The following is a 14628-nucleotide window of genomic DNA, read 5'->3' on the forward strand; positions in this document are numbered from 1 at the left end:
ATGCACCCAAGTCTTCCCATCCGGCGCGAGCGCCGCACCACCACTTCCAGGCCAGGCAAGCAGGGCGGTGCGGCGTTGTACGTTGCATTGATGATCCTGATCCTGCTCGCGCTGCTCGGTATCGCCGGCATGCAGGTGGCGGGCCTGCAGGAACGCATGGCGGCCAACTACCTGGGCGTCAACCAGGCCTTCCAGGCCGCCGAGGCCGACGTGCGCCTGCGCGAATGCTTCATCGAGGGCGTGGTGAACCGCGACGGCGCATGCGCCGCGGGTGCGACCGCCATCCAGCAGATCTGCGATGACGGCTTCGACGCGACCAACTGGGCAGCGGAGATGTCCACGGACGTGCCCCAAGTCAATCGCGTGAACGTGCGTGCCATCGGGCCCTGCATCTCGGGCAATTCCGAGTTGAGCATGGGCACAGGTCCGGTGAACGAGGACCCCAACCCCGTTTACCAAGTGACCGTCTACGCCACCAACGCCGCAGCCACCGCGAATGCGGCGGTCGACACCATCTTCCGGCCCTGAGGAGCCAGCCATGGCGCTCCGTCGCACGCAAATCGCAGCAATTTCCGCCGCCATGGTCGCCGTCCTCGCCGGTGGCTACGGGCTGTACCTGACCGCGCAGGCGGTGCCGCCGGAGTTGGCGCAGGCGCCGATGAACATCACCAACGTGATCCCGCCCGCGTTCATCATGGGGGTGGATAACTCAGGCTCCATGAGTACCGACGAAACGCTGTTCAGGACGGCTACCGGCCCCGGCTACTTTAACAACGGCAGCTTCTTCAATGGCGCGGACCTGCGCGAGTCGGGCGGCACCGCCATCACCAAGCACATGGATGGCGGCTACAACGCCGACTACTACGGCGCGCTTCGCAACCCCACCTACAACCGTGCCTTCTTTGATCCGACCGTGCAGTACTTGCCTTGGCACACTTCGACCGAGGCGCTTGAAGCAGACGCCGATCCCGCTGCCGCAGCGGAGGATCCGCGTGGAGCAGGGGTTGGCGCCGCCAATCCGTTTACCACCTACGACTTCACGAACTATCTGACGACCAGCGAAAACTGGTTGAACGGCAAGGTTGTTCCCGCTGGCACGTGGGTCTACAACAACGATGCTTGCGACCGCGCGCCGGGCAGCACGACCACAGAGAACGCTTGGGTGCAGTACACCAGCGAAAAGACGCTGGACTCGAACTGCAACATCCAGTTCCGCTATTACCCGGCGCGCGTGTACCTGGATACCACTGCGCCAGCCCCGGCCGGCTTCGACATCACCAAGCGCGTGCTGGTGCGGGGGGCTGGTCCCAACGGTGCTGACATGTACCGTTACGACTACCTGGCATCGAACTTCACCACGGGTGGTGCCGAGGCGGTCCAGAACTTCGCGAACTGGTGGACGTACTACGGCAACCGCAACCGCGCGATGATCGCGGCGATGACCCATTCGCTGGCCGACTTCTCGCGCATGCGCGTAGGTGTGTTCCGCATCAATCCCTCGCCTCCCACCGGAGACGTGGCGATGCGCGATCTGAACGTGCAGGCAGACCGAGATGCCCTGTACGCGGCAATGCGTGGGCTCGACGCTTCCGGCAATACCCCGACGCGCCGCGCCACCGCCTACATGATCAAGCAGTTCCAGCGCACGGACGACGCGGCGCCGATCACGCTGCAGTGCCAGAAGAATGCTGCGATGCTGTTCACGGATGGCTACACCAACGACAACAACAGCGGCTTGACCGGCATCCTCAACGTGGGTGACGCCGACAATGGCGAGCCGGCGCCCTATGGTGGTGGCGTCGCCTCGACCAACACGATCGCCGACTACGCGATGTACGGCTACAACACCAACCCGCGGCCGGATCTCCCCGCGGGCTTCGTGCCCGTGCCCAACGAGTGCGATGGGGCCCCGGCCGATGGCGTGGACTGCAACGAGAACTTGCACGTTAACTTCTACGGCGTGACCCTGGGCGCGCGCGGCGCGATCTATGACGTGAATGCGGCCGCGACCGCCGATCCCTATGCCAACCCGCCAAGCTGGGGCGCGACCGGTGGGATGAACCTTGATCCACGGAACGTCGACGACATCTGGCACGCATCGCTCAATTCGCGTGGCGAGTTCATAAACGCCAACTCTCCTGCGGAGATCACCGCCGCGATGCGGCGCATCCTGGCGACTGTCAACGAGGGTGCGTCGCCTTCGGGAACGATCGGCGTTACCGGGTCGCGAGTGGGGACGGGATCGCTCACCGTCGAGCCCCGCTACGAGTCCACCAACAATGGCACCGACTGGTACGGAAGGCTGCAGGCCTACACAGTTACCGCCAATTCGCTGACTGGAGAGGCCAGTTTCGCTAACGCCTGGGAAGCTGCGGCGAAGATAGAAGCCCAGGGCGCGGCGGCGCGCAACATCCATTACGGCGTCACGACCACGAGCGTGAATCCTGACGTGCGCAGCTTCGTTCCCGGCACTTTGACGCTGGCCGACCTGTGCGGCGCGTCTGACGCACTGAAGGTGGTGGCCTGTTCGGCCTCGGGCATTGCCGCGCTGGATGGTGGCTCCATGACGGTCGACCGTGCAGTCGCCTACCTTCGTGGTGATCGCACCGACGAAGGAGACCTCCGTACACGTACCACGGTCCTCGGTGACATCGTCAACTCGTCGCCGGTCATTTCCGCACCCACAGACGACTACGGCTACCGAAGCCTCGGCGGTAGCTTGGCTTCAAGCTACGAGACCTACTTGGCATCCAAGGCATCCGCGGCCCGTCCGCTGGTGCTTGTCGGTGCCAACGACGGCATGCTGCACGTGTTTGACGGGCGCGCCACCGGTAGCGGCGGCGACGAGGTGTTCGCCTATATACCGGCTACGTCGCTGAGCCATATGGGAAACCTGCTTTTCCCGTACGATCCGGACGACAAGAGCAACCAGGACTTCGATCACCGCTACTTCGTTGACGGCCAGATTGCGGTGTCCGACGTCTACATGGGGGGGGGGTGGAAGACCGTGGCCGTGGTGTCTTCCGGCGCTGGTGGCCGCAGCGTGTTCGCGCTGGACATTACCGACCCGTCCTCGATCCAGGTGCTCTGGGAGGTCAACGACCGGATCACCGGCAACCCGGGCATCTCGAACAACATCGGTTATGTGCTCGGCCAGCCCGTTATCGTGCCGTTCAAGACCGCCGCGGGTGGGGTCAGCTGGAAGGCGATATTCGGCAACGGCTACAACAGCGGCGGCCAGCAGGCGAGCCTCTTCGTGGTGGACGTCGCCACCGGCGCCACGACCACGATCGTGGCTAGCGAGGCCACCGCTCCGGCCTACAATGGTCTCGGTAACGTCGCAGTGGTCGACGTCAAACGCCGCAACCTGGCGAACGATGCGTGGGTTGGCGGCCGCGATGGTTTTGCCGATACGGTGTATGCGGCCGATCAGAATGGCGCGGTCTGGAAGTTCGACCTGCTCACCGCCAGCGTGGATCTGGGTGGGGAGCCCCTGTTCATCGCTCAGAACGGCGGGGCGCGCCAGCCCATTACGGGCGGACTGACCGCAGCGACTGGCCCCGGCGGGGGCGTGATGGTTTATTTCGGCACCGGCAGTTTCATCTTCACCGGTGATCCGCTGAACACGGATATCCAAACTATGTACGGGGTGCTTGACCGCGGCCTCCCGGTCGCTGGGCGCGCGTCGCTGCAGCAGCAGACGGTAGGAGCCGATGGCGGCGGGTTCCGGCAGACGACCAACGACGCGCTGGGTGCGGGCAAGTCCGGCTGGTACATCGACCTTCCGGCCGGCGAGCGGATGGTGGGTTACCCCAGGATCGAGAGCGGGGTGGTGTTCTTCCCTACTTATGAGCCCTCGGCGACCGGAGCGGACGACTGTTCGGTGAACGGTACGAATTGGCTTTATGGCCTGAATGCGCTCAGCGGCGGGGCGGCGATGACCTCCGTCCGAATGGGTTCGCCCACCGGCGGCTCCCCGAGCTCGACCACGGGCGCGGTGGCGCTTAATACGGGTGGCTCGGCTCCGGTGAAGGACGTGGCTGTGATGACCTCACCGCGCGTGCAGCCGCTGGGCGCCGGGGCCACCCAGGCCGAGATTGACAGTGCGCTGGCAGCTCAGTGTTCGATGGTGATCCGTGTTGCCGGCGCACCTGCGATGTACCTGCCAAGGCCCTGCGGGCGGCAGTCCTGGAGGCAGGTGCGATGATCCCTGTAGAAGAAAGCCCCGTGCGAAAAGGAACTCAATTGATGAAGCGTTCGAACGCCGCCGCCGGCTTCACCCTGCTTGAACTGATGATAGTGATCGCAGTGGTGGCGATCCTGGCGTCTATCGCGGTTCCGTCCTATCAAGAGCAGGTCCGCAAGTCGCGACGGGCGCAGGCCAAGGCGGACCTGGCGGAGTACATGCAGGGCGCGGAGCGCTTCTTCACAGTCAACAACACCTATGTCGGATATGCGCTGCCCACCCTGCAGTCGCCCCGTGAGCCTGGCGCGGCAGCCCGCTACACGCTCGCTCTGACAACGCAGAATGCGACCCAGCTTGTCGTGACGGCGACTGCGGTCGGCGCCCAGGCGGACGACCGCTGCGGCAATCTGTCGGTCAGCAATACCGGACTGAAGACCGAGAGTGGGGCTGCGTCGCTGGCCGAGTGTTGGTAGTTCGCCTCGGGGCAGCATGACTTGCCCCGTGGAAGGGTCGCTGACCGACCAAAAAAAGGCCGCGATCGCTCGCGGCCTTTCCTGAATCTGGCGCCCGAAGTTGGACTCGAACCAACGACCCCCTGATTAACAGTCAAGTGCTCTAACCGGCTGAGCTATTCGGGCGGGGGCGCACATTGTAGGGGCAGGCCATGCCGACGGGCAAGCGGCCGGGCCCCAGGTGGGGCCCGGACCGCCTGGCCTGTCCAATCGGTCCGTTCAGGACGCTGGGCAGGGCAGGCCCGATGCGATGCGGTGCGACCTCGCACGCCCGACATTGTTGACGATGACTTCGCCCTGCAGCTCGCTGCCGGAGCATACCTTCAAGGTGAGATTGCTCCCGCCGCTCCGCCCGTCGGGCTGGAACCGGACGCGCAGGCGCCCGGCACTGGCGGATACGCGCACGGAGTCGTGGAAGGGCGTGCGCACCTCGGCCAGGACGTCGTCGGCGCTGCGTGGATGGTCTCCGCGCGCGGGATCGCGGTACAGCAACCAGCCGCTGCTCCAGTCGGCGTCCTGCCGGCACCTGGCACCACCAGCCGACGGGCAAAGGGTGACCACGGTGCGCCGCGTGATCGCGGTATTGCGGGCCTGTGCGAGCTGCGCGCCCAGCTGGTGCATGGCCGACGCAACGCGCATCCGCCGCAGGGTTTCACTGAACGTGGGCATGGAGAGCCCGAGCAGGATGGCGAGCACCGCCGTGCTGGCCAGCAATTCGACCAGGCTCAATCCTGCCCCGGGCCCCGGCGCATCCTTGCGCATGGGCGAATTCCTTTTCGCTCGGGGAGTTCAGCATGGCGATGCCTGGTGGGCCCTGGAATCGGGCGCCGCCGCGGGTGGCTGTAGGAATACGCGCCGATCCTCGCGAACGCGAACGTGCGGAGCGCGCGGCAGGCAACAGCGGCTGGTACGCCGACCAGCCACGACGAGGCTTCCTGCAGCGGCGAGAGGCACCGCGCCACGGTGATGGCACGGGGTCGCATCCCGAGCGGGGCGAGTGCTCAAGCGCCGGACTGAAGGGGGCTGGCGCCGGGTACCGGCGCGTGCGCCCGCCTACTGGCTGCACCCGGCGTGGACACGCACCACGTCTATACTGGCGTTCTCCCCAAGACGGTAGCGCCCCGCGCATGAGCGAGCGGTTCGAGCTGGTGTCCCCGTACGCCCCGGCAGGCGACCAGCCGCAGGCAATCGACAAGCTCGTAGCCGGCTTCGAAGCCGGGCTGGCCAAGCAGGTCCTGCTCGGCGTGACCGGCTCCGGCAAGACCTACACCATCGCCAACGTGGTCCAGGCGGTGCAGAAGCCGACCCTGGTGATGGCGCCGAACAAGACCCTGGCCGCCCAGCTCTACGGCGAGTTCAAGGCGTTCTTCCCCCACAACGCGGTCGAGTATTTCGTCAGCTACTACGACTACTACCAGCCCGAGGCCTACGTCCCCTCGACCGACACCTTCATCGAGAAGGACAGCTCGATCAACGACCACATCGAGCAGATGCGGCTGGCCGCGACCAAGGCGCTGCTGTCGCGCCCGGACGCGCTGGTGGTCGGCACTGTGTCGGCGATCTACGGCCTGGGCGCGCCCGAGGACTACCTGTCGCTGCGGCTGATCCTGTCGCGCGGCGAGCGCATCGACCAGCGCGAGCTGCTGCGCCACCTGACCCAGCTGCAGTACACCCGCAACGAGTACGAGCTGCAGCGCGGCACCTTCCGCGTGCGCGGCGAGGTGGTCGACGTGCATCCGGCCGAAAGCGACGCCGAGGCGGTGCGGATCGAACTGTTCGACGGCGAGATCGAGAACATCGCCCTGTTCGACCCGCTTACCGGCGAAGTACTGCGCAAGCTGCCGCGCTTCACCATCTACCCGAAGACCCACTACGCGACCACCCGCGAGCGCGTGCTGGCCGCGATCGAGACGATCAAGGTCGAGCTCAAGGCGCGGCTCGAGCAGCTCTACGCGCAGAACAAGCTGGTCGAGGCCCAGCGCCTGGCCCAGCGCACCCAGTTCGACCTGGAGATGATGGCCGAGGTCGGTTACTGCTCGGGCATCGAGAACTACTCGCGGCACCTGACCGGGCACGCGCCCGGCGAGCCGCCGCCGACCCTGTTCGACTACCTGCCGGCCGACGCGCTGCTGGTGGTGGACGAGTCGCACGTGACCATCCCGCAGATCGGCGCGATGTACAAGGGCGACCGTTCGCGCAAGGAAACGCTGGTGGAGTTCGGCTTCCGCCTGCCGTCGGCGCTGGACAACCGGCCGCTGAAGTTCGAGGAGTGGGAGGCGCGCGCGCCCCGCGCGATCTACGTATCGGCCACGCCCGGCCCGTACGAGCAGCGCGAGGCCGGCGACCAGGTGACCGAGCTGGTGGTGCGACCGACCGGCCTGGTCGACCCGCGCGTGGAGATCCGCCCGGTTGCCACCCAGGTCGACGACCTGATGGGCGAGATCAACAAGCGCGTGGCCGACGGCGACCGCGTGCTGGTCACCACCCTGACCAAGCGCATGGCCGAGAACCTGACCGACTACCTGTCCGAGCACGGGATCAAGGTCCGCTACCTGCATTCGGACGTGGAGACGGTGGAGCGGGTGGAGATCATCCGCGACCTGCGCCTGGGCCGGTTCGACGTGCTGGTCGGCATCAACCTGCTGCGCGAGGGCCTGGACATGCCCGAGGTCTCGCTGGTCGCGATCCTGGACGCGGACAAGGAGGGCTTCCTGCGCTCGACCGGCTCGCTGATCCAGACCATCGGCCGCGCCGCGCGCAACCTGCGCGGGACCGCGATCCTGTACGCCGACAGGATCACCCGCTCGATGCAGGCGGCGATCGAGGAGACCAACCGGCGCCGCGAGAAGCAGGAGGAGTACAACGCCGCCCACGGCATCGTGCCGCGGCAGGTGGTGCGGCCGATCATGGACGTGATGGAGGGCGCCCGGGCCGAGCCCGGGGAGTCCCGGGGCGGGAAGTCGCGCGGCAAGGCGGCCGCGCGCCAGGTGGCCGAGCAGGCGGCCGACTACGCGGCGATGGACCCGGTCCAGGCCGCGCGGCGGATCCAGGAGCTGGAGCAACGCATGTACCAGCACGCCCGCGACCTGGAGTTCGAGGACGCCGCCCGCGTGCGCGACCAGATCCGGCGGCTGAAGGAAGCCAGCCTCGCCGGCTGAGGCGCCTGCGCCCGTGGTTCCGCGCCACCCGCGATCAACCCGTAGAGCGGGGCTCGCCCCGCTGCCTTCCCCGTCCCTCTTCTCCGGCAGGCGTGGGTAGCCGGGCAAGCCCGGCTCTACGGGCCGTTTGGCCCGGGCTTGGACGGGTGGCCGGCTCCGGTTGTGGCCGGGCACGCCGGCGGGGTAGAATGCGCGCCCCTGTCGCGGGCAATCCGCGCAGCGTGTGCAGCACCGGGCGGTTAGCTCAGCGGTAGAGCACTACCTTGACATGGTAGGGGTCACAGGTTCGAACCCTGTACCGCCCACCACTGCGGTCCCCCTTCGCGGGCGCGGTGGATTTCATCCCCTGTTTTCGAGCGGGTCGCCGTCCCGGCGGCATGGCCGCGGGCGGATGCGTTGCGGATGCCGTCCTTGCGCGATGGAACTGCCGCCTCTTCGATAGCAATCCGGATATCGAAAACCGGGCAATTGTCATTGGATCGTATTGGCGGGATCACGCATTGTCGCGGAGCGGTCCGGGCCCGGGGAGAGGGCGGGACGGACCGGACCGGATCGCCTGGCGCGTCGGACCCACCTGGTGGCCGTTGCGTGCGTGATCCGACGGCCACCGCCCGCCGGGGCGGTATACCGCGTTGTCCCATGCCCCTCCGGTTCCCGCTTCGCAGCCGCGCCGCTTGCCGCTGCATCCGCCGAGTCCAGAGGAGAGGTCCATGCGCATCCGTTCGACCCTGTTGGCCATCGCCATCGCCAGCATCGCGGCGGTTCCCGCCTTCGCCCAGGACGTGGTGCTGAAGGTCGACGCCGGCAAGCCCGGCGCGAAGATCGACCGCCACATCTTCGGCCAGTTCGCCGAGCACCTCGGCCATGGCATCTACGAGGGCATCTGGGTCGGCAAGGATTCGAAGATCCCCAATACCCGCGGCGTCCGCAACGACGTCGTCGCCGCGTTGCGCGACCTCAAGGTCCCGAACATCCGCTGGCCGGGCGGCTGCTTCGCCGACGAGTACCACTGGCGCAACGGCATCGGCCCGAAGGACCAGCGCCGGGCGATGGTCAACACCAACTGGGGCGGGGTGATGGAGCCGAACGAGTTCGGCACCCACGAGTTCTTCGATTTCATCGAGCAGGTCGGCGCCGACGCCTACATATCGGTCAACGTCGGCTCGGGCACGGTGCAGGAAGCGGCGGACTGGCTGGAGTACATGACCGCGGTGCACCCGACCGCGCTGGCCAAGGAGCGCATCGCCAACGGCCGCAAGGAAGCGTTCCAGGTGCCGTTCGTCGGCCTGGGCAACGAGAACTGGGGTTGCGGCGGGGCCATGTCCGGCGACTACTACGTCGACCTGATGAAGGTGTTCGCGCGCTACACGCGCAACTACGACCCGTCGCAGAAGATGAAGCAGATCGCGGTCGGTCCGGATGGCGCCAAGACCGAGTACACCGAGGCGGTGATGAAGGCCTGGTCCGAGCGGGTCTGGAGCTGGAACCTCGACGGCCTGTCGCTGCACAACTACACCGTCAACGGCTGGCCGCCGAGCGTCAAGGCCACCGGCTTCGGCGAGGCCGAGTACGCGAAGTTCCTGCAGGAAACACTGGGCATGGACCAGCTGATCCGCACCCATTCGGCGATCATGGACAAGTACGACCCGGAGAAGAAGGTCGCGCTGGTGGTGGACGAATGGGGCTCGTGGCTGGCGCCCACCGAAGGCAGCACGCCCGGCTTCCTGGTGCAGCAGAACTCGATGCGCGACGCGATCCTGGCCGCGCTCAACATCAACATCTTCGCCCGCCACGCCGAGCGCGTGCGCATGGCCAACATCGCGCAGATGGTCAACGTGCTGCAGGCGATGATCTTCACCGACAAGGAGAAGATGCTGCTGACCCCGACCTACCACGTGTTCCACATGTACGTACCGTTCCAGGACGCGACCTTCGTACCGGTGGCCTTCGACAAGGGCAGCTACAAGGTCGGCGACATCGTCCTGCCACGCGTGGACGCGATCGCGGCGAAGGACGCGCAGGGCATGCTGTGGGTGGCGGTGACCAACGTCGACGCGACGCGCCCGGTGGAGATCGGCCTGGACGTGCCCGGCTTCGATGCCGCATCGGCCACCGGCCAGCTGCTGGCCGCGCCGCGCATGGATTCGGTCAACACCTTCGATGCGGCGCGGACCGTGGCGCCTGCGCCGGCGAAACTCGAGGGCACGACGCTGCGCCTGCCGCCGCATTCGGTGGCGGTGGTGGGGTTGAAGCCGCGCTGATCGACGTCGGCCGGTCGCGGTGCATCGCGACCGGCCGCGGCGTACAGGATCAGTCAGTGCCGCGCGCCTTGCGGCACGTCCGCCAGGCGCGAACCGCTAGGGCGAAGCGTCGACGCGCAGCAGCCGCAGGTCGAACAGCCGTGGCGTGCGGCGGCCGTCGCGGGCGACGAACCGTACCTCGATACCGCCCTCGCGCGCGGCCTCGGCCAGCGCCGGTGGCAGCGCGACCTGGCGCTCGATGAAGTCGTCCACGCCCGACCCGTCCAGCAGCACCGTGGCCAGGGTGGCGCCGTCGACCTGCACGTCCATCGCCGCCTGCCACTCGCCGCCGAACAGGGTCAGCTGCAGCGCGAGCGGGGCGTCGCCGCCGCGGCCGGGTGGCACGGACAGGCGATACGCGAATGCGTCGCCCGCATCGCGCCAGTGCCGGCCCAGGTGCATACCAGTGGCCGAGTCGCGGCCGCGGTAGCCATGCTCGACCTCCGGCTGTTGTTCCCCGGGCTGCACCCGGTCCAGGGTGCGGGCGTCCAGGGCCTGGCGTTCGCGCTCCGCAGCCTCGATCGTGGCGACCACCGCCGGGTACCCGGCGGCGGTCGTGGTCCGCCAGTAGGCCATGTAGCGCGCGTCGTGCACGCGGTGCAGCGGCTCCAGGCGCAGCGTGCCGGATCCGGCCGGGCGGACCAGGGCGTCGGCGCTGAACACCAGCGGCTCGCCCGCCACCGGCACGATGCCGGCGGCCAGCGCATCGCGCTCGCCGACCAGCATCGGCGCGCGGTCCAGTGGCTGGTACGGCCCGGGGGCGATATGGCTGCCGCGGCCGGAATCGGCGACGAGTCCCTCCAGGTCCTCGGTGCCGGTACGCGCGGCCAGCATCAGCGGGCCGTGCATCACCGCCACCCAGTCCGAACCGTCGGGCAGGTTCTCGATGCGGGTGCGCATCGGCAGTTCGACCTCGACGGTGTCGCCGTCGCTCCAGCGGCGCTCGATGCGCGCCCACGACGCCGGCGTCGAGGAAAGTGGCCACGGCGTGCCGTTCACCTTGACCCGCATGGGCCCGTCCAGCCAGTGCGGATGGCGCAGGTCCAGCGCGAACGCCTGCGGCTCGTCCAGGCGCAGGCGCAGCACGCTGCGCGGCTGCTCGGGAAAGCCTGTCGCCTGTTCCAGCTGCAGCCCGCGCTCGCGCCAGTGCAGCCGCGAGGCCATGTACAGGTTGACCGCCAATCCGTCCCTGCCCCGGGTGTAGGCGAAGGCGCCGTGCCGGCCGTGGTTCTCGATGCCGCTGCCCACGCAGCACCAGAAGCATTCCTGGGGCTGCGAATACACCCGGTAGTGGCGCGGCCGCACCGGGGTGAAGTAGACCAGGCCGCCGTGCCCGGGATGCTGGGTCGACAGGATGTGGTTGTACAGCGTGCGCTCGTAGAAGTCGGCGTAGCGCGGCTGCGGGCCGAGCCGGTGCAGCAGCTGGGTCAGGCGCAGCATGTTGTAGCTGTTGCAGGTTTCCGGGCCCTCGCGCGAGGCCACCATCGGCGCGAAGTCGCTGGCCGGGTTGAAGTGTTCGCGCACGCTGTTGCCGCCGAAGGCGATGCTGCGCCGCTGCACCACCGTATCCCAGAAGAAGCGCGCCGCGTCGATCCAGGCCGCATCGCCGTCCAGCTCGCCGATGCGGGCGAAGCCGATCACCTTGGGGATCTGGGTGTTCGCGTGCAGGCCATCCAGGCGGTCTTCGCCGCGCAGCAGCGGCTCGAGGATCGCGCGGTGGCTGAAGCGCCGGGCCAGGGCCAGATAGCGCCGGTTACCGGTGATCGCTGCAACGTCGGCCAGGACCTCGTTCATGCCGCCGTGCTCGGTGTCGAGGATGCGCTGCAGCTGCACGTCGTCCAGGCCGGCCACCAGCGCATCGGCCCAGTCGGCGAAGGCGACCAGCATGCTGCGCGCCGATGCCTCGCCGGCGACCCACCACGCGTCGCGCAGGCCCGCGTACATCTTGTGCAGGTTGTAGAACGGCACCCAGGCGCCCTCCAGCGAGAACGCCTCGGCCTGGAAGTCGCCTGCGGCGATGCGGTCCCACAGCCGGCGTCCGTCCGGCACGCCGCCGAGGTAGCCGTCGCCGTTCGCGCGCTGGCATTCGGCCAGGCCGGCGAGCATGGCCTGCAGCCGCTGGCGCATGCCGGCGTGGCCTTGCGCGGCCTGCTGCGACAGTGCGCTCAGGTAGTGGCCGGCGGTGTGGCCGTCCAGCCCCATCGATTCCCAGTTGGGATAGTTGTCCGCGCGCCGCGGCAGCCCGGCCGCGGCGCGGTACGGCGCCAGCAGGCGGTCGATGTCGAGCGCGGCCAGGTAGCGCAGGTTCAGCGCGCTGGCGTGGGCGAAGGCGCCATCGCCCAGGGTGATCGCCGACAGCGGAAACGGCTCGGCGGCCACCGTTGCCACCGTCGCCGGCGGCGCCGCCCATGCCTGCCGCGGGAGCCAGGGCGCCAGTGCGGCGGTGCCGAGCGCGGCGATGAAGCCGCGGCGGCCGACTGCCGGGCCGGGCTTGGCCGCGCTCATGGCCGAAGAAAAAGCCCCCTTCCGTGCCGCGGCGATGCCCCCCGGACGGCCGCGGAAGGGGTGGGAGAAGCGTCAGTGCGAATCACGGTCGACCCCGTCGCCGCTGCCGCCGACCAGGAAGTCCAGGTCGGCGCCCAGGTGCGCCTGCTGCACATGGTCCACGTACAGCTTGGCCCAGCCGCGCACCGGTGCCGGTGGCGGCGACCACTGCGCGCGCCGGCGCGCCAGTTCCGCGTCGTCCACGTCCAGGTGCAGCCGCCGGCCCGGTACGTCCAGTTCGATGAAGTCGCCCTCGCGCACCAGGGCCAGGTTCCCGCCCGCGGCCGCCTCCGGCGAAGCGTGCAGGACCACGGTGCCGTAGGCGGTGCCGCTCATGCGCGCGTCGGAGATGCGGACGATGTCGGTGACGCCGCGGCGCAGCAGCTTCGGCGGCAGCGGCATGTTGCCGACCTCGGCCATGCCCGGGTAGCCGCGCGGGCCGCAGTTCTTCAGCACCATCACGCAGGTCTCGTCGATGTCCAGCGTCTCGTCGTCGATGCGCGCCTTGAAATCCTCGATGCTCTCGAACACCACCGCCCGGCCGCGGTGCCGCAGCAGGTGCGGCGAGGCGGCCGATGGCTTGATCACCGCGCCGTCGGGCGCCAGGTTGCCGCGCAGCACCGCGATGCCGGCCTCGGCGCGCAGCGGCTGCTGCAGCGGGCGGATCACCTCGCGGTTCCAGCACGGCGCATCGGCGATGTTCTCGCCCAGCGTGCGGCCGTTGACCGTCATCGCGTCCAGGTCCAGGTGCTGCGATACCTCGCGCAGCACGGCCGGCAGGCCGCCGGCGTAGAAGAAATCCTCCATCAGGTATTCGCCCGATGGCCTGAGGTTGACCAGGCAGGGCAGGCGCGAGCCGAGTTCGTCCCAGTCGTCCAGCGACAGCGGCACGCCCAGGCGCCCGGCGATCGCCAGCAGGTGGATCACCGCGTTGGTCGAGCCGCCGATGGCCGCATTGGCGCGGATCGCGTTGGCGAAGGCGGCGCGGGTGAGGACCTTGGACATGCGCAGGTCCTCGCGCACCATCTCCACGATCCGGCGGCCGGACAGGTGCGCCAGGCGGAAGCGGCGCGAATCCACCGCCGGGATCGCCGCGTTCTCCGGCAGCGACATGCCCAGCGCCTCGACCATGCTGGCCATGGTCGAGGCCGTGCCCATGGTCATGCAGCTACCCTTGGAGCGCTGCATGCAGGCCTCGGCCTCGGTGAATTCGTCCTGGGACAGGGTGCCGGCGCGGACCATTTCCGACATCTCGATCACCCCGGTGCCCGAGCCGAGCGGCCGGCCGCGCCAGTTGCCCGACAGCGACGGCCCGCCGGAGACGCCGATCGTCGGCAGGTCGACGCTGGCCGCGCCCATCAACAGCGACGGGGTGGTCTTGTCGCAGCCCATCAGCAGCACCACGCCGTCGATGGGATTGGCGCGGATCGACTCTTCCACGTCCATCGAGGCGAGGTTGCGGAACAGCATGGCGGTGGGCCGCATCTGGGTCTCGCCCAGCGACATCACCGGAAATTCCAGCGGGAAGCCACCGGCCTCGTACACCCCGCGCTTGACGTGTTCGGCCAGCTCGCGGAAGGAGCTGTTGCACGGGGTCAGTTCCGACCAGGTATTGCAGATCCCGATGACCGGGCGGCCGTCGAACAGGTCGTGCGGCAGGCCCAGGCCCTTGAGCCAGCTGCGGTAGTAGAAGCCCTGCTTGCCCTCGCGGCCGAACCACCGGCGGCTGCGGAAGGGGGGCTTGCTGGAGTCGCTCATGCGCGCGGGATCCCTGCCCGGTTGGGGGTCGACCGGTGCGGTGGCGCCTGGCGCGGCCGGCCGGTTGTCGGGGGCGATGCTACCCGGCAGGGATATGCTCGAAAAATAACAAACGGACGCAGATCAATACCGGTATTGCAATGTCGACCGCCCGCGTGGCGCGTCCGCGC

8 protein-coding genes and 2 tRNA genes are annotated in these 14628 nt (G+C 68.5%); 6 read left to right on the forward strand and 4 right to left on the reverse strand.

Going from position 1 to position 14628, the window contains the following annotated elements:
• Genes ABKA19_RS12460 through ABKA19_RS12470 form a run of 3 tightly spaced genes read left to right on the forward strand, consistent with a single transcriptional unit; the run spans position 1 to position 4659 of the window.
• The gene (locus ABKA19_RS12460) at positions 1 to 528 is read left to right on the forward strand and encodes a pilus assembly PilX family protein (protein ID WP_353689168.1); all 528 of its coding nucleotides are present in this window, start codon (positions 1 to 3) and stop codon (positions 526 to 528) included.
• 10 nt (positions 529 to 538) lie between these two features.
• Positions 539 to 4207, forward strand: coding sequence for a pilus assembly protein (locus tag ABKA19_RS12465; RefSeq protein WP_353689169.1), 3669 nt, complete (start codon positions 539 to 541; stop codon positions 4205 to 4207).
• A gap of 41 nt (positions 4208 to 4248) precedes the next feature.
• A complete protein-coding gene (locus ABKA19_RS12470) occupies positions 4249 to 4659 on the forward strand; it encodes a type IV pilin protein (protein ID WP_353689170.1) in 411 nt (136 codons plus the stop codon).
• 88 nt (positions 4660 to 4747) lie between these two features.
• On the opposite strand, the gene ABKA19_RS12475 is transcribed toward ABKA19_RS12470, so the two are convergent.
• Both ABKA19_RS12475 and ABKA19_RS12480 read right to left on the reverse strand, forming a co-directional pair.
• Positions 4748 to 4824, reverse strand: a tRNA-Asn gene (locus ABKA19_RS12475).
• A 93-nt stretch (positions 4825 to 4917) separates the two neighbouring features.
• On the reverse strand, positions 4918 to 5460 hold the full coding sequence (locus ABKA19_RS12480) for a GspH/FimT family pseudopilin (RefSeq protein WP_353689171.1): 543 nt from the start codon (positions 5458 to 5460) through the stop codon (positions 4918 to 4920).
• A gap of 365 nt (positions 5461 to 5825) precedes the next feature.
• Here ABKA19_RS12480 and uvrB point away from each other — a divergent pair, with 365 nt between their 5' ends.
• The 3 genes from uvrB (at position 5826) to ABKA19_RS12495 (ending at position 10117) form a co-directional block, all read left to right on the forward strand.
• Positions 5826 to 7856 carry an excinuclease ABC subunit UvrB gene (gene uvrB / locus ABKA19_RS12485; RefSeq protein WP_353689172.1) on the forward strand — a complete coding sequence of 677 codons (2031 nt, stop codon included), beginning with the start codon at positions 5826 to 5828 and terminating at the stop codon, positions 7854 to 7856.
• Between the two features lie 233 nt (positions 7857 to 8089).
• Positions 8090 to 8164, forward strand: a tRNA-Val gene (locus tag ABKA19_RS12490).
• 402 nt (positions 8165 to 8566) lie between these two features.
• Positions 8567 to 10117 carry an alpha-N-arabinofuranosidase gene (locus tag ABKA19_RS12495; protein WP_353689173.1) on the forward strand — a complete coding sequence of 517 codons (1551 nt, stop codon included), beginning with the start codon at positions 8567 to 8569 and terminating at the stop codon, positions 10115 to 10117.
• 96 nt (positions 10118 to 10213) lie between these two features.
• Here ABKA19_RS12495 and ABKA19_RS12500 read toward each other — a convergent pair whose 3' ends face one another.
• Both ABKA19_RS12500 and ABKA19_RS12505 read right to left on the reverse strand, forming a co-directional pair.
• Entirely contained in the window at positions 10214 to 12661 is a 2448-nt protein-coding gene (locus tag ABKA19_RS12500; RefSeq protein ID WP_353689174.1) for a glycoside hydrolase family 127 protein, read from the reverse strand.
• Positions 12662 to 12733: 72 nt separating this feature from the next.
• Entirely contained in the window at positions 12734 to 14458 is a 1725-nt protein-coding gene (locus ABKA19_RS12505) for an IlvD/Edd family dehydratase (RefSeq protein WP_353689175.1), read from the reverse strand.
• Positions 14459 to 14628 lie beyond the last annotated feature (170 nt).

It is taken from the genome of Pseudoxanthomonas sp. Soil82, assembly GCF_040446535.1.
Classification (GTDB): domain Bacteria; phylum Pseudomonadota; class Gammaproteobacteria; order Xanthomonadales; family Xanthomonadaceae; genus Pseudoxanthomonas; species Pseudoxanthomonas kaohsiungensis.